This is a genomic window from Blastococcus sp. URHD0036 (assembly GCF_000701365.1).
Classification (GTDB): domain Bacteria; phylum Actinomycetota; class Actinomycetes; order Mycobacteriales; family Geodermatophilaceae; genus Trujillonella.
Window position 1 is genome coordinate 223,497 of record NZ_JNIK01000016.1, and the last position, 23,532, is coordinate 247,028.

General features: G+C 73.5%; 24 protein-coding genes. 15 read left to right on the forward strand and 9 right to left on the reverse strand.

The window, feature by feature from the left end; genetic code table 11:
* Positions 1-40: 40 nt before the first annotated feature.
* The 7 genes from N555_RS0117450 to N555_RS0117480 all read left to right on the forward strand — a co-directional run bounded on the left by N555_RS0117450 (position 41) and on the right by N555_RS0117480 (position 6,553).
* Positions 41-601, forward strand: a complete 561-nt coding sequence (locus tag N555_RS0117450) for a F0F1 ATP synthase subunit B (RefSeq protein WP_029432784.1) — start codon at positions 41-43, stop codon at positions 599-601.
* On the forward strand, positions 601-1,473 hold the full coding sequence (locus tag N555_RS0117455; RefSeq protein WP_029432785.1) for a F0F1 ATP synthase subunit delta: 873 nt from the start codon (positions 601-603) through the stop codon (positions 1,471-1,473). The genes N555_RS0117450 and N555_RS0117455 overlap by 1 nt, the downstream gene beginning before the upstream one ends.
* A gap of 59 nt (positions 1,474-1,532) precedes the next feature.
* On the forward strand, positions 1,533-3,164 hold the full coding sequence (gene atpA / locus N555_RS0117460) for a F0F1 ATP synthase subunit alpha (protein WP_029432786.1): 1,632 nt from the start codon (positions 1,533-1,535) through the stop codon (positions 3,162-3,164).
* 3 nt (positions 3,165-3,167) lie between these two features.
* Complete coding sequence (locus N555_RS0117465; RefSeq protein ID WP_029432787.1) at positions 3,168-4,142, forward strand: F0F1 ATP synthase subunit gamma; 975 nt, start codon at positions 3,168-3,170, stop codon at positions 4,140-4,142.
* A 20-nt stretch (positions 4,143-4,162) separates the two neighbouring features.
* On the forward strand, positions 4,163-5,599 hold the full coding sequence (gene atpD, locus N555_RS0117470) for a F0F1 ATP synthase subunit beta (protein ID WP_029432788.1): 1,437 nt from the start codon (positions 4,163-4,165) through the stop codon (positions 5,597-5,599).
* Between the two features lie 104 nt (positions 5,600-5,703).
* Positions 5,704-6,093, forward strand: a complete 390-nt coding sequence (locus tag N555_RS0117475; protein ID WP_029432789.1) for a F0F1 ATP synthase subunit epsilon — start codon at positions 5,704-5,706, stop codon at positions 6,091-6,093.
* A gap of 49 nt (positions 6,094-6,142) precedes the next feature.
* A complete protein-coding gene (locus tag N555_RS0117480) occupies positions 6,143-6,553 on the forward strand; it encodes a DUF2550 domain-containing protein (RefSeq protein WP_029432790.1) in 411 nt (136 codons plus the stop codon).
* Between the two features lie 11 nt (positions 6,554-6,564).
* Here N555_RS0117480 and N555_RS0117485 read toward each other — a convergent pair whose 3' ends face one another.
* Entirely contained in the window at positions 6,565-7,152 is a 588-nt protein-coding gene (locus N555_RS0117485; protein WP_029432791.1) for a cob(I)yrinic acid a,c-diamide adenosyltransferase, read from the reverse strand.
* A gap of 68 nt (positions 7,153-7,220) precedes the next feature.
* On the opposite strand from N555_RS0117485, the gene murA reads away from it, so the two are divergent.
* On the forward strand, positions 7,221-8,501 hold the full coding sequence (murA, locus tag N555_RS0117490) for a UDP-N-acetylglucosamine 1-carboxyvinyltransferase (protein ID WP_029432792.1): 1,281 nt from the start codon (positions 7,221-7,223) through the stop codon (positions 8,499-8,501).
* Here murA and N555_RS0117495 read toward each other — a convergent pair.
* Positions 8,498-8,809 (reverse strand): hypothetical protein, encoded by a 312-nt coding sequence (locus N555_RS0117495; RefSeq protein ID WP_029432793.1) that lies wholly within the window; start codon positions 8,807-8,809, stop codon positions 8,498-8,500. The genes murA and N555_RS0117495 overlap by 4 nt on opposite strands.
* 74 nt (positions 8,810-8,883) lie before the next feature.
* Between N555_RS0117495 and N555_RS0117500 the strand changes: the two genes are divergently transcribed.
* The 4 genes from N555_RS0117500 to N555_RS0117515 all read left to right on the forward strand — a co-directional run bounded on the left by N555_RS0117500 (position 8,884) and on the right by N555_RS0117515 (position 13,647).
* Positions 8,884-10,911, forward strand: a complete 2,028-nt coding sequence (locus tag N555_RS0117500; RefSeq protein ID WP_034511250.1) for a protein meaA — start codon at positions 8,884-8,886, stop codon at positions 10,909-10,911.
* Positions 10,912-10,974: 63 nt separating this feature from the next.
* The gene (locus N555_RS0117505) at positions 10,975-12,279 is read left to right on the forward strand and encodes a GGDEF domain-containing protein (protein ID WP_029432795.1); all 1,305 of its coding nucleotides are present in this window, start codon (positions 10,975-10,977) and stop codon (positions 12,277-12,279) included.
* Positions 12,280-12,288: 9 nt separating this feature from the next.
* The gene (locus N555_RS0117510) at positions 12,289-13,059 is read left to right on the forward strand and encodes an enoyl-CoA hydratase-related protein (protein WP_029432796.1); all 771 of its coding nucleotides are present in this window, start codon (positions 12,289-12,291) and stop codon (positions 13,057-13,059) included.
* 57 nt (positions 13,060-13,116) lie between these two features.
* Positions 13,117-13,647 (forward strand): NUDIX hydrolase family protein, encoded by a 531-nt coding sequence (locus N555_RS0117515; protein WP_029432797.1) that lies wholly within the window; start codon positions 13,117-13,119, stop codon positions 13,645-13,647.
* A 15-nt stretch (positions 13,648-13,662) separates the two neighbouring features.
* On the opposite strand, the gene N555_RS0117520 is transcribed toward N555_RS0117515, so the two are convergent.
* On the reverse strand, positions 13,663-14,541 hold the full coding sequence (locus N555_RS0117520; protein ID WP_029432798.1) for a hypothetical protein: 879 nt from the start codon (positions 14,539-14,541) through the stop codon (positions 13,663-13,665).
* Between the two features lie 78 nt (positions 14,542-14,619).
* Here N555_RS0117520 and nucS point away from each other — a divergent pair, with 78 nt between their 5' ends.
* A complete protein-coding gene (gene nucS / locus N555_RS0117525; RefSeq protein WP_029432799.1) occupies positions 14,620-15,291 on the forward strand; it encodes an endonuclease NucS in 672 nt (223 codons plus the stop codon).
* Here nucS and N555_RS0117530 read toward each other — a convergent pair.
* On the reverse strand, positions 15,254-15,775 hold the full coding sequence (locus tag N555_RS0117530) for an AAA family ATPase (protein WP_197029057.1): 522 nt from the start codon (positions 15,773-15,775) through the stop codon (positions 15,254-15,256). The genes nucS and N555_RS0117530 overlap by 38 nt on opposite strands.
* Positions 15,776-15,908: 133 nt before the next feature.
* Between N555_RS0117530 and N555_RS0117535 the strand changes: the two genes are divergently transcribed.
* Complete coding sequence (locus N555_RS0117535; protein WP_029432801.1) at positions 15,909-17,690, forward strand: 3-hydroxyacyl-CoA dehydrogenase family protein; 1,782 nt, start codon at positions 15,909-15,911, stop codon at positions 17,688-17,690.
* Positions 17,691-17,762: 72 nt separating this feature from the next.
* A complete protein-coding gene (locus N555_RS26150) occupies positions 17,763-17,999 on the forward strand; it encodes a hypothetical protein (protein ID WP_029432802.1) in 237 nt (78 codons plus the stop codon).
* A gap of 1 nt (position 18,000) precedes the next feature.
* Here N555_RS26150 and N555_RS0117545 read toward each other — a convergent pair whose 3' ends face one another.
* From N555_RS0117545 to ccrA, 5 genes are all read right to left on the reverse strand, one after another.
* Positions 18,001-18,666, reverse strand: coding sequence for a class F sortase (locus N555_RS0117545; protein ID WP_231502959.1), 666 nt, complete (start codon positions 18,664-18,666; stop codon positions 18,001-18,003).
* 8 nt (positions 18,667-18,674) lie between these two features.
* Positions 18,675-19,532 carry a DUF4397 domain-containing protein gene (locus tag N555_RS0117550; RefSeq protein WP_081866312.1) on the reverse strand — a complete coding sequence of 286 codons (858 nt, stop codon included), beginning with the start codon at positions 19,530-19,532 and terminating at the stop codon, positions 18,675-18,677.
* 110 nt (positions 19,533-19,642) lie between these two features.
* Positions 19,643-20,413, reverse strand: coding sequence for a hypothetical protein (locus N555_RS0117555; RefSeq protein ID WP_156036402.1), 771 nt, complete (start codon positions 20,411-20,413; stop codon positions 19,643-19,645).
* Between the two features lie 274 nt (positions 20,414-20,687).
* Positions 20,688-22,061, reverse strand: a complete 1,374-nt coding sequence (locus N555_RS26155) for a coiled-coil domain-containing protein (protein ID WP_197029058.1) — start codon at positions 22,059-22,061, stop codon at positions 20,688-20,690.
* Between the two features lie 129 nt (positions 22,062-22,190).
* A complete protein-coding gene (gene ccrA, locus N555_RS0117565) occupies positions 22,191-23,522 on the reverse strand; it encodes a crotonyl-CoA carboxylase/reductase (RefSeq protein ID WP_029432807.1) in 1,332 nt (443 codons plus the stop codon).
* Positions 23,523-23,532: the final 10 nt, after the last annotated feature.

Genomic DNA, 23,532 nt, shown 5'->3' on the forward strand with positions numbered 1-23,532 from the left:
CCGGGTACGGGCTCCGACACCAGACAGGGACACTGACAGCATGAGCATCCTCGCTGCAGAGGAACACAACCCGCTCCTGCCGCCGCTGGGCGAGATCATCATCGGGTTCATCGCCTTCGCGGTGGTCATGGTGGTGTTCTTCTGGTTCATCGCCCCGCGGTTCGAGCAGGTCTTCCGGGCTCGCCGAGAGGCGATCGAGGGCGGCATCGAGCGCGCCGAGGCGATGCAGGTCGAGGCCAAGGCGGCGCTGGAGCAGTACCGCGCCCAGCTGGCCGAGGCCCGCACCGAGGCCGCTCAGATCCGCGACCAGGCCCGGGCCGAGGGCCAGCAGATCCTCGAGGAGCTGCGCACCCAGGCCCAGGACGAGTCGGCTCGCATCGTCGCCCGCGGCGAGGAGCAGCTCGCAGCGTCCCGCCAGCAGGTCCTCAACGAGCTGCGGACGCACATCGGCACGCTCGCCGTGGACCTGGCCGGCCGCGTGGTCGGCGAGTCCCTCGACGACGACGCCCGCCGTCGCGGCACGGTGGACCGGTTCCTCGACCAGCTCGAGGGCATGGCCGACGGCCGCGCCGGCGCGACCGTCTCCGAGGGCAGCCGCTGATGGACGCCGCCAGTCGTGCAGCCATCGCCGAGGCGCGCGAGCGCCTCGGCGAGCTGACCCGGCCGGCGTCGGGTCTGCTGGAGCGGGCCCGCGACCGGGTGACCGGTCAGCCCCGGGCCGTCACCGCGGAGGAGCTCGCCGGCCTGGCCGACGAGCTGTTCGCCGTGGCCCGGCTGCTGGACGCGCAGCCGTCGCTGCGGCGTGCACTGTCGGACCCGGCGGGCAAGCCCGCCGACCGCGCCGCGCTGGCCCAGCGGCTGTTCACCGGGAAGGTGTCCGCCTCGGCTCTCGACCTCGTCGAGACCCTCGCCCGGCAGCGCTGGTCGCGGCCGTTCGACCTCATCGAGGCGGCCGAGACCCTGGCCACGGAGGCGGCGCTCGACGCGGCCGACGTGCGCGGCGAGCTGGAGGGCGTGGAGGACGAGCTCTTCCGCTTCGGCCGGATCGTCGCCGGCGACCCGCAGCTGACGCGCATCCTCAGCGACCGGGCCGCCCCGGCGGCCGGGAAGACCGCGCTGCTGGACCAGCTGCTGGCCGGCCGGGTCAGCCCGGTCACCGAGCAGCTGCTCCGCAACCACCTGACCCGGCCCACCGTCGCCAACGCGGAGACGGCGATCGAGCGGCTCTCCGAGGTGGCCTCCCGCCGCCGCGGTCAGTCGGTCGCGCACGTCACCGCCGCCGCGCCGCTCACGGACCAGCAGCAGCAGCGGCTGTCCGCGGTCCTCGGCCGGGTCTACGGACGCGCCATCGGCCTGCAGGTCACCATCGACCCCGAGCTCCTCGGGGGTCTGGTGATCCGCGTCGGCGACGAGATCATCGACGGCAGCGTCCTGCGCCGCCTCGACGAGGCCGGCCGCCGGCTCGTCGGCTGACCCGACCGCCACCACCCAGCCAGCACCACACACGACCCCTGCAGGGAAGAGGACGACCCATGGCCGAGCTGACGATCTCCGCAGACGAGATCCGCAGTGCCATCCAGAACTACGTCACCGACTACTCCCCGGACGTCTCCCGGGAAGAGGTCGGCATCGTCAGCGAGGCCGGCGACGGCATCGCCCGGGTCGAGGGCCTGCCCTCGGTCATGACCAACGAGCTGCTCGAGTTCGAGAACGGCGTCCGCGGTCTGGCGCTGAACCTCGACGTGCGCGAGGTCGGCGTCGTCATCCTGGGTGACTTCTCCGGGATCGAGGAGGGCCAGCAGGTCCGCCGCACCGGTCAGGTCCTGTCGGTCCCCGTGGGCGACGGCTACCTCGGCCGCGTCGTGGACCCGCTGGGCAACCCGATCGACGGCGGTGGCGCCCTGGAGACCTCCGGTCGCCGGGCCCTGGAGCTCCAGGCCCCGACGGTCGTGCAGCGGCAGTCGGTCAAGGAGCCGCTGCAGACCGGGATCAAGGCCATCGACGCCATGACCCCGATCGGCCGCGGCCAGCGCCAGCTCATCATCGGTGACCGCCAGACCGGCAAGACGGCGATCGCCATCGACGCGATCATCAACCAGAAGCAGGCCTGGGCCACCGGCGACCCGCAGCAGCAGGTCCGCTGCATCTACGTCGCCGTCGGCCAGAAGGGCTCGACGATCGCCTCGATCCGCTCGGCCCTCGAGGAGGCCGGCGCGATGGAGTACACGACCATCGTCGCCGCCCCCGCCTCGGACGCCGCGGGCTTCAAGTACATCGCCCCCTACACCGGCTCGGCCATCGGCCAGCACTGGATGTACGAGGGCAAGCACGTCCTCATCGTGTTCGACGACCTCACCAAGCAGGCCGAGGCCTACCGCGCGGTGTCGCTGCTGCTGCGCCGTCCGCCGGGCCGCGAGGCCTACCCGGGCGACGTCTTCTACTTGCACTCCCGCCTGCTGGAGCGCTGCGCCAAGCTCTCCGACGACCTGGGCGCCGGGTCGATGACGGGTCTCCCGCTCATCGAGACCAAGGGCAACGACGTGTCGGCCTACATCCCGACGAACGTCATCTCGATCACCGACGGGCAGATCTTCCTCGAGACCGGTCTGTTCAACTCCGGCGTCCGCCCGGCCATCAACGTCGGCATCTCGGTGTCCCGCGTCGGTGGGTCCGCGCAGGTCAAGGCGATGCGTTCGGTCGCCGGCCGCCTGCGGCTGGACCTGGCCCAGTTCCGCGAGCTCGAGGCGTTCTCCTCGTTCTCGTCCGACCTGGACGCCGCCAGCCGCGCCACCCTGGACCGCGGCCAGCGCCTCGTGGAGATCCTCAAGCAGGGTCAGTACAGCCCCTTCCCGGTCGAGAAGCAGGTCGTCTCGCTGTGGCTGGGCACCACCGGGAAGCTCGACAAGGTCCCGGTGAGCGAGGTCCGTCGCTTCGAGTCGGAGTTCCTGGACTACATCGGGCGCAGCGAGACCGGCGTCTACGACGAGATCCGGACGTCGAAGGTGCTCGGCGACGACGCCGTCGCCGGTCTGGAGCGCGCGGTCGAGGCCTTCTACGGCCAGTTCCAGCTCTCCGACGGCAGCCCGCTGAACGAGCCCGAGGCCGAGGCCATGGACGCGTCCGAGCGTGGCCAGGAGCGCGTCCAGGTCAAGCGGAGCGCCTGACCCATGGCAGGCAACCTCCGCGCGCTGCGGCGCCGCATCCGCTCCACGAAGTCGACGAAGAAGATCTTCTCGGCGCAGGAGCTGATCGCCGGTGCCCGCATCGTGCGCGCCCAGGCCCGGGTGGAGGCCTCCAAGCCCTACGCCCGGGAGATCACGCGGGTGCTGTCGGCGCTGGCGTCCTCGGCGTCGCTGGACCACCCGCTGCTCACCGAGCGGGAGAACCCGCGACGGGCGGCGGTCCTGGTCATCACCTCCGACCGGGGGTTCGCCGGCTCGTACAACGTCAACGTCCTGCGCCGCACCGAGGAACTGATCTCGCTGCTGCGCCAGGAGGGCAAGGAGCCGGTCCTGTACGTCGTCGGCCGCAAGGGCGAGACGTACTACCGGTTCCGCGACCGCGAGATGGCCGACACCTTCACCGGCTTCTCCGAGCAGCCCGGCTACCCCGACGCCCAGCGCGTGGGGCAGGCCCTCATCGACGTCTTCACCGCCGGTGAGGACGACGACGAGGACGGCGGGGCCGGCGCGGACGGACTCCTCGGCGTGGACGAGCTGCACATCGTCTACACGGAGTTCCGCTCCCTGCTCGCCCAGGTCCCGGTCGCCAAGCGGATGGCTCCGCTGGAGGTCGAGGAGGTCGAGGAGTTCGACTACGAGCGGGAGGACCGGGAGGCCGGCCGTACCGCCGACTCCGGGATCCCGACCTCGTACGAGTTCGAGCCCTCCGCGGAGGCACTGCTCGACGCGCTGCTGCCGAAGTACGTCACCACCCGCATCTACGCGGCGATGCTCGAGGCCGCGGCCTCGGAGTCGGCCTCGCGGCGGCGGGCGATGAAGTCGGCGTCGGACAACGCGGAGGAGTTGGCGAAGGCCCTCGCCCGGCAGGCGAACCAGATCCGCCAGGCAGACATCACCCAGGAGATCAGTGAGATCGTCGGCGGTTCCGACGCGCTGGTCTCGGCGAACGCAGACGACTGATCCAGGCAGGAGAGCCACCCATGACCGTCACCGAGGACCGTCCGACCACCCAGGCGACCGGGCGCGTCGTCCGGGTCACCGGACCGGTCGTCGACGTCGAGTTCCCCCGCGACGCGATGCCCGACCTGTACAACGCCCTGGAGGTCGAGGTCACCCTCGCCGACCTGGGCAAGACGCTGACCCTCGAGGTCGCCCAGCACCTGGGTGACAACGTGGTCCGCACCATCTCCATGGCCCCGACCGACGGCCTGGTCCGCGGTGCCGTGGTGACCGACCTCGGCCGCCCGATCTCGGTGCCGGTCGGCGACGTCACCAAGGGCCACGTGTTCAACGCCCTCGGCGAGTGCCTGGACACCCCCGGCTACGGGGTCGACGCGCTGCACTGGGGGATCCACCGCAACCCGCCGCGGTTCGACCAGCTCGAGGGTCGTACCGAGATGCTCGAGACCGGCATCAAGGTCATCGACCTGCTCACGCCCTACGTGGCCGGCGGGAAGATCGGCCTGTTCGGTGGGGCCGGTGTGGGCAAGACGGTGCTCATCCAGGAGATGATCCGCCGCGTCGCCCAGGAGTTCGGTGGCGTGTCGGTGTTCGCCGGTGTCGGTGAGCGCACCCGTGAGGGCAACGACCTCATCGCGGAGATGACCGAGTCCGGCGTCATCGAGTCCACCGCCCTCGTCTTCGGTCAGATGGACGAGCCGCCGGGCACGCGCCTCCGGGTCGCGCTGTCGGCGCTGACGATGGCGGAGTACTTCCGCGACGAGCAGAACCAGGACGTGCTGCTCTTCATCGACAACATCTTCCGGTTCACCCAGGCCGGCTCCGAGGTCTCCACGCTGCTGGGCCGCATGCCCTCGGCCGTGGGCTACCAGCCGACCCTGGCCGACGAGATGGGTCAGCTGCAGGAGCGCATCACCTCGACCCGGGGCCGTTCCATCACCTCGCTGCAGGCGATCTACGTGCCCGCCGACGACATCACCGACCCGGCGCCGCACACCACCTTCGCGCACCTGGACGCCACGACGAACCTGTCGCGGCCGATCTCGGAGAAGGGCATCTACCCGGCCGTCGACCCGCTGGACTCCACCAGCCGGATCCTCGACCCGCAGTACGTCGGGCAGGACCACTACCAGATCGCCCAGCGCGTGAAGCAGATCCTCCAGCGCTACCAGGAGCTGCAGGACATCATCGCCATCCTCGGCATCGACGAGCTCGGCGAGGAGGACAAGGTCACGGTCAACCGGGCCCGGCGCATCGAGCGCTTCCTCTCGCAGAACATGTTCGTGGCCGAGGCCTTCACCGGTCAGCCCGGTTCCTTCGTGCCGCTGTCGGAGACCCTCGAGGCCTTCAAGGCGCTCACCGAGGGCACCTACGACCACCTGCCGGAGCAGGCCTTCTTCATGTGCGGTGGGCTCGAGGACCTCGAGCGCAACGCGGACAAACTCAAGAAGGCGTAAGGACCCCGCCGCCCCCCGCCGCTCGCAGGCTCGCACCGGGCCCCTGCGGCGGGGCCGGTGGTGGTCGGTCCCCAGCAATTCAACGACGAATACCGAGGAGTGACGTGGCGACCCTGCAGGTCGAGTTGGTGGCCGTCGAGCGGACGATCTGGTCCGGCGAGGCGACCATGGTCATCGCGCGCACCACCGAGGGCGAGCTCGGCGTCCTGCCCGGTCACGCGCCCCTGCTCGGCCAGCTGGCCGAGGGTGGCGTCGTCATCGTCCGCACCACCGAGGGCGAGGACCTGGTGGTCGCGGCACACGGCGGCTTCCTGTCCGTGTCGCCGCAGGGGGTCTCGATCCTCGCCGAGACGGCGGAGATCTCCGCCGAGATCGACGTCGAGCGGGCCCGCGAGGCACTGCGCCTCGCGAAGTCCGAGGGCGAGGGCCTCGAGGCACTCGCCGCCGCACGCCGGGCCGAGGGCCGGCTACGCGCCGCCGGCCAGGAGGCCTGAGCTCCCTGCCGGACGTCGCGCAGCACCCCCGGCTCCCGGAACGGACGCCATGACCACCGCCCTCCTGGTGCTGGTCGGGGTGCTGCTGCTCGTCCTCGTCGTCGCGTTCCTGCTGCGGCGGCGGTTCCTGCTCTCCGGCCTCGGCGCGGTCACGATGTGGCTGCGCCCGGGTGGGACGTCGCGCTGGTCGGTCGGCGTCGCCTGGTACGGCGGGGACGCGCTGCTCTGGTACCGCGCCATCTCGCTGTCGGTGCGCCCGCAGCACCGGTTGTGCCGCGCCGAGCTCGAGGTCCAGGGCCGGCGCGCGGCAACCCGGGACGACGTCGCGCTCCCCGAGGACGTCGTCGTCCTCTCCTGCCGGACCGCCGCCGGGCCCCGCGACCTGGCGATGGACCCCTCGACGGTGACCGGCTTCCTCTCCTGGGTGGAGTCGGCGCCCCGCGGGCGCTCGGGCTCCTAGCCCCTCAGGGCTCAGGCCTCGCGGTCCTGGCGCCCGCCGCCGGGCCGCCACAGGACGTCGCCGCCGGGGTTGGCGACCCGGGCGAGGATGAACAGCAGGTCCGACAGCCGGTTGAGGTAGCGCGCGGTCTCCGGGTTGGTGCGCTCCGGATCGGCCTCGAGCAGCGCCCACACGCTGCGCTCGGCCCGCCGCGCGACCGTCCGCGCCTGGTGCAGCAGCGCCGCCAGCGGGGTGCCGCCGGGGAGGATGAAGCTGGTCAGCGCCTCGAGCCGCTCGTTGTGCTCGTCGCAGGCCGCCTCCAGCCGCGCGGTGTACTCGACGGTGACCCGCAGCGGCGGGTGGGCCGGGTCGGCGACGATCGGCGTCGACAGGTCGGCACCGACGTCGAACAGGTCGTTCTGCACGCCGCGCAGCAGCGTCGCGAGGTCGTCGCCCGGACCGCCCAGCGCGAGCGCGACCCCGAGCACGCTGTTGGTCTCGTCCACGTCGGCGTAGGCCACCAGCCGCGGATCGGTCTTGGCGACCCGGCTCATGTCGCCCAGGTGGGTCTGCCCCGCGTCACCGGTGCGGGTGTAGATGCGGGTCAGCCGGACGGTCATGGGGAGAGCCTATGCGGGGCCCGACCGCCGGACCGGCTCGCCCGGGACGGCCGCCGTAGGGTGATCACGTGGAGTGCTTCGAGGTCACCGGTGGCACTGCTCTCGCCGGGCGGGTCCGCGTGACCGGGGCCAAGAACAGCGCCCTGAAGCTCATGGCGGCCGCGCTGCTCGCCCCCGGCCGGACGACGATCGACGAGGTCCCGGACATCCTCGACGTCTCGATCATGAGCGAGGTCCTGCGGCGGCTGGGCTGCGGCGTCACCTACGATCGCATCCCCGGCACCGGCGGCGGGGGCCGGGTGACCATCGACGTCCCGGAGCAGCCGGGCACCGAGACCGACTACGACCTCGTCCGCAAGATGCGCGCCTCGATCAGCGTGCTCGGGCCGCTCGTCGCCCGCTGCGGCAGCGCCCGCGTCGCGCTGCCCGGCGGGGACGCGATCGGTTCGCGCGGCCTGGACATGCACATCTCCGGCCTCGAGCGGCTCGGCGCCACCATCGACAGCGAGCACGGGTTCCTCGTCGCCACCGCGCCACGGCTCGTGGGGACGACGATCTGGCTCGACTTCCCCTCCGTCGGCGCGACCGAGAACCTGGTGATGGCCGCGGTATTGGCCCAGGGCACGACCGTGGTCGACAACGCCGCGCGCGAGCCCGAGATCGCCGACCTCTGCGCCATGCTCAACGCGATGGGCGCCCGCATCGACGGCGCCGGCACCTCGACGATCACCGTCGAGGGCGTGACCGCGATGCAGCCGGTCGCCTACACGACCGTCACCGACCGGATCGTGGCCGGCACGTGGGCGATCGGCGCGGTGATGACCCTCGGCGACGTCGTCATCGAGCGGGCGGTGCCCGAGCACCTCACGGTCGCGCTCGACAAGCTGACCGACGCCGGCGCGACGATCGAGGTGGTGCCCGAGGGGCTGCGCGTCGTCATGACCGAGCGGCCGAGGTGCGTGGACATCGTGACGCTGCCGTTCCCCGGGTTCCCGACCGACCTGCAGCCGATGGCGGTGGCGCTGGCGGCGGTGTCGTCAGGGACGGCGCTGATCACCGAGAACGTGTTCGAGGGCCGGTTCATGTTCGTCAACGAGCTGGTGCGGCTCGGCGCGCACGTGCGGATCGACGGCCACCACGCGGTCGTCCGCGGACGGGAGCGGCTGTCCAGCGCCCCGGTGCTCGCCACCGACATCCGTGCCGGCGCCGGGCTGGTGCTGGCGGGGCTGGTCTCCGACGGGGTCACCGAGGTGGCCGAGGTGCACCACGTCGACCGCGGCTACCCCGACTTCGTCGACCAGCTGCGCGGGCTCGGCGCCACGATCGAGCGGGTCCCCCGACCCGACTAGGCCCCCGGGAAGGTCGCGGCCAGGGCGCGCGCCCGCTCGGCGTCCTCGGGGAAGACCAGCACCTCGGCCCGGTGCGGCGCGGGGACGCGGACGGTCGAGCGGATGCCGGCGTCGGAGAGGACCGCCCGCAGGGCCAGCGCGGACTCCCGGCTGGAGGCGGTGGCCACGCGGAGCAGCAGCCCGTCGTCGGACGGCGTGGCCGGCCGGCGCCGGGAGTCGCCGGTGCCGAAGGCCCAGCGCAGGAACAGGGCGAGCAGCGCGAGGACGGCGAAGGCCACCACCGGCCCGACGGCGTAGTGCACACCCACCGTTCGAGTGTGCCACCGGACGCACTCCCCGGGGCGGGGATGCTACTGGCCGGTAACCGCCCTATCCTCCCTCCATGCCGTTCCCCTCGTCGCCGGAGGAGCGCGACCGCCCCTGGGTCATGCGCACCTACGCGGGTCACTCCTCGCCTGCCGAGTCCAACGCCCTCTACCGCCGCAACCTGGCCAAGGGCCAGACCGGTCTGTCGGTGGCCTTCGACCTCCCGACGCAGACCGGTTACGACCCCGACGACGAGCTCGCCGTCGGTGAGGTCGGCAAGGTCGGCGTCCCGGTCACGCACATCGGCGACATGCGGGCGCTGTTCGACGGCATCCCCCTGGACGAGATGAACACGTCCATGACGATCAACGCCACGGCCATGTGGCTGCTCGCGCTCTACCAGGCGGTCGCCGAGGAGCACGGGCACGACGTCAGCAAGCTGGCCGGCACGACGCAGAACGACATCATCAAGGAGTACCTGTCGCGCGGGACCTACGTCTTCCCGCCCGGGCCCTCGATGCGGCTGATCACCGACATGGTCGCGTACACGGTGACGGCCATGCCGAAGTGGAACCCGACCAACATCTGCAGCTACCACCTGCAGGAGGCCGGCGCGACGCCGGTGCAGGAGATCGCCTACGCGCTCTCCACCGCGATCGCCGTCCTCGACTCGGTGCGCGACTCCGGCCAGGTGCCGCAGGAGGCCTTCGGCGAGGTGGTCGCCCGCATCTCCTTCTTCGTGAACGCGGGTGTCCGCTTCGTGGAGGAGATGTGCAAGATGCGCGCCTTCACCCAGCTCTGGGACGAGCTGACGGAGGAGCGCTACGGCGTCGAGAACCCGAAGCACCGCCGGTTCCGCTACGGCGTCCAGGTCAACTCCCTCGGCCTCACCGAGGCGCAGCCGGAGAACAACGTCCAGCGCATCGTGCTGGAGATGCTCGCCGTGACCCTCTCCCGGGACTCCCGCGCCCGCGCCGTGCAGCTGCCGGCCTGGAACGAGGCGCTCGGCCTGCCCCGCCCGTGGGACCAGCAGTGGTCGCTGCGGCTGCAGCAGGTGCTCGCCTACGAGACCGACCTGCTGGAGTACGACGACCTGTTCACCGGCTCGGTCGTCGTGGAGCAGAAGGTCGCCGACCTCGTCGAGGGTGCCCGCGCCGAGATGGCGCGGGTCGAGGAGATGGGCGGCGCGGTGGCCGCGGTCGAGTCCGGTTACATGAAGGGCCAGCTCGTGGCCTCGCTGGCCGAGCGGCGGCGGCGGATGGAGAGCGGCGACGACGTCGTCGTCGGCGTCAACAAGTTCGACAGCACCGAGCCCAACCCGCTCACCGCCGACCTCGACGCCGCGATCATGGTCGTCGACCCGGCGGTCGAGAACGCGGCCCAGGAGGCCGTCCGGACGTGGCGCGCCGAGCGCGACCCGGAGCCGGTGGAGCGGGCGCTGGAGCGGCTGCGGCAGGCCGCCGGCACCGACGAGAACCTCATGGCGGCCACCCTCGAGTGCGCCCGGGCCGGCGTGACGACGGGGGAGTGGTCCGGGGTCCTGCGCGAGGTGTTCGGGGAGTACCGGGCGCCCACGGGCGTCTCGGCGGCATCCGGCGGCGGGGCGGGCGAGGGCCTGGCCGAGATCCGCGAGCGGGTGCGGTCCACCGGCGAGGAGCTGGGCGGCCGGCTGCGGTTCCTGGTCGGCAAGCCCGGCCTCGACGGCCACTCCAACGGCGCCGAGCAGATCGCGGTGCGGGCCCGGGACGCCGGCTTCGAGGTGGTCTACCAGGGCATCCGGCTCACGCCCGCCCAGATTGTGTCGGCCGCCGTGGAGGAGGACGTGCACGTCGTCGGCCTGTCGGTGCTGTCGGGCTCGCACCTGCAGGTGGTGCCTGCGGTGCTGCGCGGCCTGAAGGAGGCCGGGCTGGACGACGTCCCGGTCGTGGTCGGCGGGATCGTGCCCGACAGCGACGCCCGGCGGCTGCGCGAGCAGGGCGTGGCCCGGGTGTTCACCCCGAAGGACTTCGGGCTGACCGACATCATGGGCGAGATCGTCGACGTCGTCCGCGCCGCCAACGGCCTCCCCGCCCACCCCGACGACCGGGTGCCCGCGCCGGCATAGAGTCCCGAGTTTTCGTGCCGGAACGTGTGTGCACGGTGACGCTCAGCGGTTAGCCTGACCGGGATGGAGTCACCCCGCAGCGCCGTCGCCGACCCTGCCCGGCTCGCGGCTCTCGCCAGCTACCGGCTGGACGGCCACGCCGGGGACGACGACCTGGACGCGGTCGTCGCCCACATGGCGCGGGCCCTCGACGCGCCGATCGCGGTGATCAACCTGGTCGGCCCGGACCTGCAGTGCTACGCGGCCGAGATCGGCGTCGGGACGCCGTTCACCGAGGTGCCCGACGAGCTGTCGTTCTGCGCCTACGTGGTGGCCACCGGGGAGCCGCTCGCGGTCGACGACGCCCTGGCGCACCCGGTGTTCGCCGACAACCCGGCCGTGGCCGCCGGGGCGATCCGGTCCTACCTCGGCGTCCCGCTGGTCGATGCGGACGGCTTCGTGCTGGGCTCGCTGGGGGTCTTCGACGACGACGTCCGCACCTTCGTCGACGCGGACCTCGAGATCCTGCAGATCCAGGTCCGGCTGGTGCGCAGCGTGCTGTCGCTGCGCCGGCAGGTGGCCGCGCACCGGTGGGACGCTCGGCTGCTGGCACTGCAGAGCAGGGCGTTGGAGTCGGTCGCGACCGGCTGCCCGCTCGAGGAGGTCCTCGACCTGGTCGCCGCCACCGTGCGCGAGCTGGCCCCCGAGGCGGACGGGCAGCAGCGGCTGGCCCTGGACGACACCGTGGCGCGGCTGTCCGCGATCGCCATCGACGCCGACGGCTGGCGCGGGGCCCTCACCCGTACCGCGCGCCAGGACCCGCTGACGGGGCTGGCCAACCGTGGTCACCTGCTGGAGGCCGGCCAGGAGGCGCTGTCGCCGCGCGGGGGCGCCGTCCTCTTCGTCGACGTCGACCGGTTCAAGGAGGTCAACGACCGCGCCGGTCACGCCGTGGGCGACCAGTTGCTCGCCCGGCTGGCCGGGCGCCTGGAGTCGGGACTGGCCACGTTCCCCGGCGCGGTGGTCGGCCGGCTCGGCGGCGACGAGTTCGCGGTCGTGCTGCCCGGCCTGGGCTGGGACGACGCCGCCGCGGTCGGCGAGCGGCTGGTCAGCGAGCTGGTGGACCAGATCGAGGTGGGCCGGCGGACCGTGCGGGTCTCGGTGAGCATCGGGCTGGCCGTGGCCGAGCAGGGGACCACCTTCACCGACGTCCTGGCCGAGGCCGACCTGGCCATGTACGGCGCGAAGGCCCGCGGGCGGGGCCTGCTGCACGCGGGGAGCCGCGACGGCGGACTGCCGATGCCGCGGTCCGGCGGGTACGGCGTGCCGTCGCTGCCGTCGCTGCCGTCGCTGCCGGCGCAGGGTGCCCCGGGGCCCGGCACTCGCTAGCGTCGGAGCATGAGCGAGGGCGCACCCCGGGTCGAGCGCGACGGCGACGTCGTCACCCTCACGATGTGCCGGCCCGCCCGGCGCAACGCGCTGTCCCGCGAGCACCTCACCCAGCTCCTGGCGGCGGTCACCGACGTCGGGGGGACCGACGCCGCGGGGCTCGTGCTGGCCGCCGAGGGGCCGGTGTTCAGCGCCGGCCACGACTTCGCCGACGTCTCCGGGCGCCCGCTGCCGGAGGTGCGCAGCCTGCTGGCGCTGTGCACCGAGCTCATGCAGACGCTGCAGCAGGTGCCGCAGGTCGTGCTCGCCCGCGTGCACGGGCTGGCGACCGCGGCCGGCTGCCAGCTGGTCGCCTCCTGCGACCTCGCCGTCGCCGCCGAGTCGGCCGGGTTCGCCGCTCCCGGCGGGAAGGGCGGCTGGTTCTGCCACACCCCGATGGTCGCGATCTCCCGCAACGTCGGCCGCAAGCGCGCCATGGAGCTGGCGCTGACCGGGGACGTGATCGACGCGCGGACCGCGCTGGAGTGGGGACTGGTCAACCGGGTCGTGCCCGACGGCGAGCTCGACGCCGCGGTCGCCGACCTGATGGCCCGGGCCACCCGCGGTTCCCGGGCCAGCAAGGCGTGGGGCCGGTCGACGATGTACGCCCAGCTGGACCGCCCCGAGCGCGACGCCTACGACGTCGCCGTCGAGGTGATGGCGGCGGCGAGCCAGTTGGACGGCGCCCGTGAGGGGATGGCCGCCTTCCTGGAGAAGCGCCCGCCGGTCTGGACCGACTGACGCGGGACCCTCGTGCCCGGCCGGGTCCGCTCGGACGTCGTCGGATAGAAAGTGCCGGTGACCGACGTGACCGAGTCCGACACCGGCTGGCTCTCCCCGGAGGAGATGGACGCCGCCCGTCAGCGGCTGCCGATCCTCTACGTGGACGCGGTGCCCGTGCGGGTGGACGCGCAGGGGACGGTCACCGCCGTCGGGCTGCTGCTGCGGATGGGCGAGGACGGCCAGGTCAAGCGGGCCCTGGTGTCCGGCCGCGTGCTGTACCACGAGCGGGTGCGCTCGGCGCTGCTGCGCCACCTGGAGAAGGACCTCGGTCCGCTGGCGCTGCCGAGGGTCCCGCCGGCGCCGCAGCCGTTCACGATCGCGGAGTACTTCCCGACGCCCGGGGTGACGCCCTTCCACGACCCGCGGCAGCACGCGGTGTCGCTGGCCTACGTCGTCCCGGTCGAGGGCGACTGCGCGCCGCAGCAGGACGCGCTCGAGCTGACCTGGTTCACCCCGGACGAGGTGCGGGACCCGGCCGTGCTGGCCGAGCTGGCCGGCGGGCAGGGCACCCTGCTGCTCCAGGCGCTGGCCCACCTCGGCGCCTGAGCGGGAGGGGCGGGGTCAGCCGCCGAGGTCGGCGCAGCCGGTCTCGTGCGGCAGGAGGGGGCGGAAGGTCAGCGCCCAGCGGGAGCCGTCCGCCGCGAGCCAGCCCGTGCGTGCGTTCGCACTGGCCGCCGCCTCCAGCACCGGTGCGAGGTCGGTGCCGGTCACGGTCAGGCAGGACAGGCCGAGCCCGGCCGCCAGCGGCTCGCCGGGAAGGGGCGGCCCGGGCCACGTGACGTCGGGCTGCGGCAGCTCCGGGTCGACGTCGCCGTCGGTCCACGGGCGGGTCACCACGGCCATGGTGGCGGGGGCGTAGGACTCGGCCGCCGCGTCGGTGGTCGCGGTCAGCGCGTCGAGCAGCTCCTGCAGCGCGGCGCGGCCCGCCCGCTGCTCGGGGGTCAGGCCGTCGTCGGCGCCGACGGACTCGGCGAGGGTGTAGACCTCGCGCACGTACGTGCCCTCGCCGGTGACCAGCGTGAAGCGGGTGGACGGCGCGTCCGCGATCGGCGGTGAGCCGAGGTCGGCGGTCTCCGCGACCCCGGCGGCCAGCGCCTGCTCGGCCAGCTGCTGGACGGTCTCCCCGGGGATCGGTGTCACCTGCACGTTGGGCAGCGCGGGTCCCGGGTAGATCGCGATGACCGGGCCCTCGGTGACGACCCGGCCGTCGGAGTAGACGCCGACCAGCGGCAGCCGGGAGGCCGTGGTGTCCGGGGTGACGAAGCCCCCGGTGTGCTCGACCAGGAGCACCAGGCTGCCGGCGGGCGGCAGGGACACCGGCGGGGACGACGACCCGGGGGACGCCGCGTCGCCGTCGTCGTCGGCCGGCCGGTCGGCGCAGGCGGCCAGCGCGAGCAGGGCGAGCACTGTGAGCGCCGCGCGCAGTGGGGTCCGGGTCACACCCGCAGGACGTCCACCGGCGCGTCCGGGTTCCCGCGGCGTCCCGGCCGCCCCGGGCGTCCCGTACCGTCGCTCCCCGTGCGTCTGGTCATCGCCCGCTGCTCGGTCGACTACATCGGGCGGCTCACCGCCCACCTCCCCATGGCCTCGCGGCTGCTGCTGGTCAAGGCCGACGGCTCGGTGTCGGTGCACGCCGACGACCGCGCCTACAAGCCGTTGAACTGGATGAGCCCGCCGTGCTCCCTGCGCGAGGAGCTCGCCGACGGGGCCGGCACCTGGACGGTCACGAACAAGGCCGGCGAGCAGCTGGTCATCACCATCGAGTCGGTGGAGCACGACTCCTCGCACGAGCTGGGCGTCGACCCGGGCCTGCAGAAGGACGGCGTGGAGGCCGAGCTGCAACGCCTGCTGGCGCTGCACGTCGAGACCTTCGGTGACGGCTGGTCGCTGGTCCGCCGGGAGTTCCCGACGGCGATCGGCCCGGTCGACCTGCTCTGCCGGGACGCGAGCGGAGCGACGGTCGCCGTGGAGATCAAACGGCGGGGCGAGATCGACGGCGTCGAGCAGCTGACCCGCTACCTCGAGCTGCTCAACCGCGATCCGCTGCTCGCGCCGGTGAAGGGCGTCTTCGCCGCGCAGGAGATCAAGCCCCAGGCCCGCGTCCTCGCCGCCGACCGTGGCATCGACTGCGTGACCGTCGACTACGCCGTCCTCAAGGGGACCGACGACCCCTCCCAGCGGCTGTTCTAGCCGCGAGGACCCCGAGCACCCGGTCGGCCACGTCGGCCACCGGTGCGCGGGTGTCGACCTCCGCGTCCGCCGTGGCCCGGAGCCGTGGCTCCACGACGGCGAGGTCGGCCAGGACGCGTCGCCGCTCGCCCGCCGTCCGCCCGAAGTCGTTGGTGGTCCGCGTGGCCAGCCGCTCCAGCAGCACCTCGACCGGCGCGCTCAGCAGGACGACGGCCGCGAAGCGGGAGCGGAAGACCCCCTGGTTGGAGACGCAGCCGGACACGAACAGCGGCTCGTCCGGCAGCTCCTGCTCGTGCCGGGTGAGCAGCGCGTCGATGCGGTCCTCGCGCCACACGGTCTCCGGCTGCGACTCCTCCGCGCACCACCGCTCGGTGCTGTAGCCGTCGTCGTCGGTGTCGACGACGCGGAAGCCGCGCGCGGCCAGCTCGGCGAGCACCGTGGTCTTGCCGGCACCGGACATGCCCGTGAGGAGGACGGCGACCACCCGCGCACCGTAGCCAGGCAGACGGGTCGGTGCTCGGGCCGGGACGCTCGTTACTCGCCAGTAACCCCGGTGAGCGGCGGGCTGCCCAGGGTGGGAGACTCCCGTCGATCAACGATCGGGAGGAGATGGCAGCGTGGCCAGAGAACTGACCGAGGTCGGCGTCGTCGGCCTGGGGACCATGGGCGCCGGGATCAGTGAGGTGCTCGCCCGCGCGGGCCTGTCGGTGACCGCCGTGGACGTCGACGACGACGCGGTCGCCCGCGGCCGGGGGCACGTCGAGCAGTCCACCGGGCGCGCGGTCAGCCGGGGCAAGCTGGAGGCGGCCGACCGGGACGAGATCCTGGGCCGCATCCGGTTCAGCACGTCGCTGGAGGACCTGGCGGAGGCCGAACTGGTCATCGAGGCCGTCCCCGAGCGGATGGAGCTGAAGACCGAGGTCTTCGGCAAGCTCGACGCGATCTGCCCGCCGGACACGATCCTGGCCACCAACACGTCCAGCCTCTCGGTCACCGAGCTGTCGGTGGCCACCGCCCGGCCCGGCCGCGTGATCGGGATGCACTTCTTCAACCCGGCGCCGGTGATGAAGCTCGTCGAGGTGGTGCGCACCGTCGTCACCGAGCCGTCGGTGGTCGAGGACGTCGAGGCGCTGGCCATCCGCCTGGACAAGGTCGACGTCACCATCGGCGACCGTGCCGGCTTCATCGCCAACGCGCTGCTGTTCGGCTACCTCAACCACGCGGTCTCCATGTACGAGGCCCGGTACGCCTCCCGCGAGGACATCGACGCGGCCATGCGGCTGGGCTGCGGCCTGCCGATGGGCCCGCTGGCGCTGATGGACCTGATCGGGATCGACACCGCCTACGAGATCCTCGACACGATGTACAAGCAGTCGCGCAACCGGCTGCACGCGCCCTCACCCGTCATCAAGCAGATGATGACGGCGGGGCTGCTGGGCCGGAAGTCCGGCCGGGGCTTCTACACCTACGCGCAGCGGGACTCCGCCGAGGTCGTCGCCGACGCGCTGACCCCGACGCCGGGCGGGGCCGCCGAGGGTGCACGGCCGGTGCAGCTGGTCGGCGTCATCGGCTCCGGGACCATGGCCACCGGCATCATCGAGGTCGTCGCCAAGGGCGGCTTCGACGTGGTCTTCCACGCCCGCTCGGCGGAGAAGGTCGCCGCCGTCGTCACGGCGCTGACCAAGTCGCTGGACAAGCAGGTCCAGCGCGGCCGTCTCGACGAGGCCGCCCGCGACGAGGCCCTGGGCCGGGTGCGGGGGACCACCGTCCTCGACGACATGGCCGACCGCGACCTCGTCATCGAGGCCGTCGTCGAGTCGCTGCCGGTCAAGGAGGCGCTGTTCGCCAACCTCGGCGAGATCGCCAAGCCCGGTGCCGTGCTCGCCACGACCACCTCGAGCCTGCCGGTCATCGAGTGCGCCCGGGCCAGCGGTCGCCCGGCCGACGTCGTCGGCATGCACTTCTTCAACCCGGCGCAGGTCATGAAGCTGGTCGAGGTCGTGTCCACGATCTCCACGGCGCCGGACGTGGCCGCCACCGTGCACGCGGTCTCGGCGAAGCTCAACAAGCACGCGGTCTCGTGCACCGACCGCGCCGGGTTCATCGTCAACGCGCTGCTGTTCCCGTACCTGAACGACGCGGTGAAGATGCTCGAGGCGCACTACGCGACCGCCGACGACATCGACGCCGCCATGAAGGTGGGCTGCGGGTACCCGATGGGGCCGTTCGAGCTCCTCGACGTCGTCGGCCTCGACGTCTCGCTGGCGATCGAGCGGGAGCTCTACACCGAGTTCCGCGAGCCCGGGTTCGCCCCGGCCCCGCTGCTCGAGCACCTGGTCACCGCGGGCTACCTCGGCCGCAAGACCGGGCGCGGCTTCCGCGACCACGCCAGCCGCTGACCCGTGCCCCGACGGCGCGCACGGGCCGGGTCCCGTCCTGCCCGGACGGACCCGGCCCGGCGTGCCGAACGGGTGGAGGAGGCCGCCGACGGTGACTGGGTCGTCCGCTCGCTCACCGGGGCGGCCAGCACCAAGAGCTACCGCTGCCCGGGGTGCGACCAGGAGATCCGGCCCGCGACGCCGCACCTGGTGACCTGGCCGGCCTACGCCCGTGACTCCGACCTGGACCCGTGGGACACCGACTCGGCCGCGGACACCCGCCGGCACTGGCACACCGCCTGCTGGCGCGCCCGGGACCGCCGCCGCTGACTCAGGTGGCGGAGGCGAAGACGACGACGTTGTCCCGGTAGCTGCGCACCGAGCGGTCGAAGTCGCCGCCGCAGGTGATGAGCCGCAGCTCCGCTCCGGTCGTGGGTCCGTACACCTCGTCGGTGGGGAACGCGTCCTTGGGGTGGCGCTCGACGCGGGTCACGGTGAACCGTCCCGTCGTCCCGTCCGCGCGGTCGACGAACACCTCGTCGCCGGGGACCAGGTCACGGAGCCGCCAGAAGACCGCGGGACCGCGGGTGGAGTCCACGTGCCCGGCCAGCACCGCCGGCCCCACGTCGCCGGGAGCCGGCCCGCCGGTGAACCAGCCGGCCAGGTCGTAGTCGGCGGGGGTCTGCAACGCGCCGCTGCCGTCGATGCCCAACCGCTCCAGCGGGCTGTCGACGCCGATGCCCGGGACGCGGACCCGCACCGGCTCGGCGACCGCCCGGGTGGTCACCGCCGAGAGGACCACCGGCGGACCCGGCCGGGCTCCCGCGGCGGCCGGCTCCTCCGGGGTACCGGCGGGGGAGGGGCCGGGGGCGAGCAGCGCGACCGCACCGGCCACCACGGCGACCACGGCGAGCAGCAGGCGCACGGTCGCCGGCCGCCGCCAGCGCGGCACCCGGTGCCGGGACGCCGGCCGGCGGTGCCGCGCGGACGCCCGCACCCGGCGCCTCAGGAGCCGGTCGAGTGCCGGCCGGCCGGAACGCGGCGGCCGGTCCGGCCGGCGAGCGCCAGCAGACCGGTGACGACGGCGAGCGCGACCAGGAGACCCGTCCCGATCAGTGGCCACGGCGACGTGGCCGCGGCGCCTCCGGCACCGGCCTCCACGCCCCCGGCCGGCACGGCCTCCGTGCCGGCGGCGTCGAGCGTGGGCCGGACGGTCAGGCCGCCGTCGGGGGAGTCGAGGACGAGGACGCTGTAGACCGAGCCGCCGGCGACGTCCACCGGCAGGGAGACGGGCTGGCCGCCCGCCGGGGTCACCTGCAGCGTCGAGGCACCGGCGGGCACCTCGACGTAGTCGCTGGTGTCGGCGAACGCCAGGTCGCCGGCCACGGACGTGCCGTCGGCGAGGGTGACCCCCAGCTGCTCGGCCGATGCCGCGGCGGCCACCACGCGCACGCGGGCCGTGCCGGGCGGCGGCGGGGTCAGGTCGTCCTCGAGCACCTCCAGGCCGAGGCTGGCGAACGGTCCGACACCGGCGACGGTGCGCGCCTGGCCGGCGTCGACCTCGACCGTGGTGGAGAGCACCGGCGGGCTGCCCGGGTCGGCGCCGGCCTGCCGCATGCTGACCGCATACGTGCCGGGCGGCACCTGCTGGTAGTCCGAGACGGTGCCGTAGCCGACCCCGGGGAAGGTCTGGCCCGCGCCCGGCGAGGACACCGAGTCGACGTACACGTCGACCTCGGGGGTGTCCGGCGAGAGGTGGGCGAGCCGCAGCAGCCCGGTGTCGGCGGCCTGCGCCGTGGTCAGTGGCAGGGCGGTGCACAGCGCCGCGAGCAGCGCGACGACGACGGCACGGGTGATCCGCACGATGAGTTCCCCCTGGAGATGGTCCCGGCCCCCGTGACCGCTGCGGTGCCGTGGCGTCCGCTGCCCAGGACAACGTGTACCCGCACGACGGCCGGTCCGCACGGCGACGGTCACGGGGTGACCGCCGCGACGACGGCGTCCGGGCCCGGGACGTAGTCGAACGCGATCAGGACGCCGTCCCCGGTGACCTCCACGACGTCCGGGGCGAAGGGGGGCAGCTGCGCGTCGAGCCAGGCCACCAGGCGCTGGGTGGCCGCCCCGTCGGCCGGGACCGGCTGCCCGCCCACGGAGTCGACGACGACCCGACGGGCGGGGGCGGCCCCCGGCTCCTCGCCCGGGAGCGGGGGGAAGGCCCACAGGCCGACGCCGTCCTGGGCGGTCAGGCCGGCGACGAGGGCCAGGAGGCGGGCATCGACGTCGGCGGTCTCCAGGACGGAGCGGGCGTTCCCCTCGACGCGCGTCGTGGGGTTCGCGAGCACGGCCGCGGCCAGGGTCTGCCGGCGCTCGAGCTGGTCGGCCGTCGGCTCGACGGGCGCCGGGTCGACGAGCAGCAACGGATCGGCCGACCCGTCCCCGGCGAAGCGGGCCAGGAGCCGGCTGCCCTCCGGTTGGGTCGTCGTCAGGGCCAGCGCCGGGGTGCCCGCGTCCCCGCGGCTGCCTGACTCCGGCAGGACGGTGGGGTCCACGCCCGCCTGCACGAGCGCTGCGCGCACGTCCGGCTCGGCCGTGACGGTGCCCCCGGAGGGCAGCTCGGTGGCCAGCCAGTCCGTCAGCTCCACCGGGGGGCCGCCCGCGGCGGGCGCGGGGGAGGACCCGCCGTCGTCGTCCCGGACGAGGCTCACGACCAGCACCACCGCGAGGGCGACCACGGCGGCGACCACGGCGGCGAGCAGCGCCCAGCGACCGCGGCCGGCTCCGGAGCCGCCGCGGCGGTGGCGTGTCGACCGGCTCCCGGAGGGCGTGCCCGGGCTCTGCCACGCGACGGCACCCGCCGGGAGCTCCTCGGGCGCCGCGTGCCGGGGCCCGGGAGGGCGGGGGGTCCCCGGCTGTGGCGCCGGTGCGGCCCCGGAGGGGTCGTGCACGGTTCCTCCGTACCGCACCGGCTCCGTCGGGGCGCGGTGGAGCTGGGGTGCCCGGCCGGACGGCCGGAACGGGTCAGCGACGAGCGGCGGGCGCGGAGGCGTCGTTCTCGGCGCCCTCGGTGCGGGTGGCACCGGCGGCGGGCTCCTCCGTGCGCTTCGCCGCGTCGGCGGCGACGTCGGCAGCCGAGACGGCCGGCTGGACGAGCGTCTGCGGCTCGGCCGGGCGCGAGGTCCCGGTGCCCGGCTGGGGGCGCACGACCGGCTGCGGGCCGCTGACCGGGCGGATGACCTGGGTCTGCTGGGCCGGGGGAGTGCTGACGTGGTCGCCGCTGACCGTCTGCATGGCGACCTGCGTGGTCGGCCCCTGCGGGGTGACGGCGGGCTGCGCACCGGTCTGCGTGCGGTGCGCTCCGGTGCGCTGGACGGCGGGCTGCGCCGGCGGTGCGGGCGGACGGACGGGCTGACGTGCGGCGGCGGCCTCACCGGCTCCGGTGGCGGGCCCGCGGGCCGGTGCCGGCTGGTCCGGGGTCGCCTGCGCCGGAGCCCCCTGCTGGGGAGCCGTCTGCTGCGGGGGCGTCGGGGTGGGGGAGGTCTGGTGGGGGCGGGTCTGGTCACCGCTCGGGCGGGCCGGCTGCGGGGTCTGCTCGGCCGGGCGGTCACCGAGATCGGGCAGCGAGCCCAGCAGCCGGCGGGCCTCGAGCAGCCGGCCGGTCAGCTCGTCGCGGACGTTCCGGATGGCCTGGGCCGCGGCCTCGGCCTCGGCGACCATCTGGGCCGCGTGCTGCTCGGCAGCGGCCACCCGCTGGCGGGCGGCCTCGGTCGAGGCGCGGTCGCGCTCCTCCTCCAGGCGGGCGGCCTCCGTACGGCGCGCACGCTGGGTGAGCTCGAAGTCCTCCTCGACCTTGGCGCGGCGGGCCTGGGACTCGGCGTCCAGCCGGGCGACCTTCTCCTGCGCCTTGGCGACGAGCTCGTCGGCCCGGATCTGGGCCTTGGTGGCGATCTGCTCGGCGTTGTGCCGGGCCTCCGACAGCAGCCGCTCGACCTCGGCCTGCCCGGCGGCGTGCCGCTCGAGCATGGCGCGCTCCTCGGCGGCGGTCTGCTCGCGCAGTGCCTGGGCCTCCTGGGTGGCGGCCTGCCGGATCTCCGCGGCCTCCTCCTCGGCCAGCCGGAGCATGTGCGAGATCCGCTCGCTCATGTTCTCGAACGTCGTGGGACCGGCGCTCGCGGCCTTGCGGCGCAGCTGGTCGATCTCGCCGTGCATCGCCTGGAGCTGGCCGGCGAGGTCCGTCGAGCGGGTCATCGCCGCGTCGCGGTCGGCGAGCGCGACCCGGATGTCGGCCTCGAGCCGCTCGATCGTCTCCGCCACCTGGTGGCGGTCGAAGCCCCGCAGGACCACGTCGAACGAGTGCTGGGCCTCGCGCATCAGGTCGCGGCGGGGATCGGTCATGCGGTCATCCTCGCAGAGTCTTCGGTGCTGGGCGGCGTGTCGGTCCGGGCCCGGCCCGGTCGCCGTGCCTCGACGATAGAACGTGGAACTGTGAGGGGAGGTGCTCCCGGAGGAGCACCTCCCCCTTCGTCACACGCCGCGGAAGCGGTTGATCGCGTCGATGTGCTTCTCGCGCTTCTCTGCGTCCTTGACGCCCAGGCCCTCCTCGGGGGCGAGGGTCAGGACGCCGACCTTGCCCTGGTGGGCGTTGCGGTGGACGTCGAGGGCGGCCTGGCCGACCTGCTCCATCGGGTAGACCTTCGACAGGGTCGGGTGGACGAGGCCCTTGTCGATGAGCCGGTTGGCCTCCCACGCCTCCTTGTAGTTGGCGAAGTGCGAGGAGAGGATCTTCTTGAGGTTCATCCAGAGGTAGCGGTTGTCGTACTGGTGCATGTAGCCGGTCGTGGACGCGCAGGTGACGATCGTGCCGCCCTTCTTGGCGACGTAGACGCTCGCGCCGAAGGTCTCCCGGCCGGGGTGCTCGAAGACGATGTCGACGTCCTCGCCGCCGGTCAGCTCACGGATCTTCTTCCCCAGCCGCTGCCACTCCTTGGGGTCCTGGGTGTTCTCGTCCTTCCAGAACTTGTACTGCTCCGCCGACCGGTCGATGACCAGCTCGGCGCCCATCGTGCGGACGATCTCGGCCTTCTCCGGGCTGGAGACCACGCAGACGGGGATGGCGCCGCCGTTGAGGGCCATCTGAGTGGCGTAGGACCCCAGGCCACCGGAGGCACCCCAGATCAGGACGGTGTCGCCCTGCTTCATGTTGGCGCCGTTGCGGCTGACCAGCTGCCGGTAGGCGGTGGAGTTCACCAGCCCGGGCGCGGCCGCCTCCTCCCAGGACAGGTGGGCGGGCTTGGGCATCAGCTGGTTGGACTTCACCAGGGCCAGCTCGGCCAGCCCGCCGAAGTTGGTCTCGAAGCCCCAGATCCGCTGCTGCGGGTCCATCATCGTGTCGTCGTGGCCGGCCGGGTCCTCCAGCTCCACCGACAGGCAGTGGGCGACGACCTCGTCACCGGGCTTCCACTTGTTCACGCCCGGGCCCACGCGCAGCACGACACCGGCCAGGTCGGAGCCGACGACGTGGTAGGGCAGGTCGTGCTTCTTGGTGAGCTCGGAGACCCGGCCGTAGCGCTCCAGGAACCCGAACGTGGAGACCGGCTCGAAGATCGACGTCCACACGGTGTTGTAGTTCACCGAGGACGCCATGACGGCCACGATCGCCTCGCCCGGGCCCAGCTCCGGGGTCGGCACCTCCTCGACGTGCAGCGACTTGCGCGGGTCCTTGTCCTTGGTGGCCAGCCCCTCGAACATGTCCTGCTCGTCCTTGCGGACGAGGACGGCACGGTAGGACTCCGGTACGGCCAGCCCTCCGATGTCGCTCAGCTGGTCGGCGAGGATGGCGTCCCTGATCTGGTCCACGGTGTCTCCC

Coding starts and splice junctions, on each gene's coding strand:
- N555_RS0117450 (WP_029432784.1), top strand. CDS start 41: ATGAGCATCCTCGCTGCAGAGGAACACAACCCGCTCCTGCCGCCGCTG.
- N555_RS0117455 (WP_029432785.1), top strand. CDS start 601: ATGGACGCCGCCAGTCGTGCAGCCATCGCCGAGGCGCGCGAGCGCCTC.
- atpA (WP_029432786.1), top strand. CDS start 1,533: ATGGCCGAGCTGACGATCTCCGCAGACGAGATCCGCAGTGCCATCCAG.
- N555_RS0117465 (WP_029432787.1), top strand. CDS start 3,168: ATGGCAGGCAACCTCCGCGCGCTGCGGCGCCGCATCCGCTCCACGAAG.
- atpD (WP_029432788.1), top strand. CDS start 4,163: ATGACCGTCACCGAGGACCGTCCGACCACCCAGGCGACCGGGCGCGTC.
- N555_RS0117480 (WP_029432790.1), top strand. CDS start 6,143: ATGACCACCGCCCTCCTGGTGCTGGTCGGGGTGCTGCTGCTCGTCCTC.
- N555_RS0117485 (WP_029432791.1), bottom strand. CDS start 7,152: ATGACCGTCCGGCTGACCCGCATCTACACCCGCACCGGTGACGCGGGG.
- N555_RS0117500 (WP_034511250.1), top strand. CDS start 8,884: ATGCCGTTCCCCTCGTCGCCGGAGGAGCGCGACCGCCCCTGGGTCATG.
- N555_RS0117505 (WP_029432795.1), top strand. CDS start 10,975: ATGGAGTCACCCCGCAGCGCCGTCGCCGACCCTGCCCGGCTCGCGGCT.
- N555_RS0117510 (WP_029432796.1), top strand. CDS start 12,289: ATGAGCGAGGGCGCACCCCGGGTCGAGCGCGACGGCGACGTCGTCACC.
- N555_RS26155 (WP_197029058.1), bottom strand. CDS start 22,061: ATGACCGATCCCCGCCGCGACCTGATGCGCGAGGCCCAGCACTCGTTC.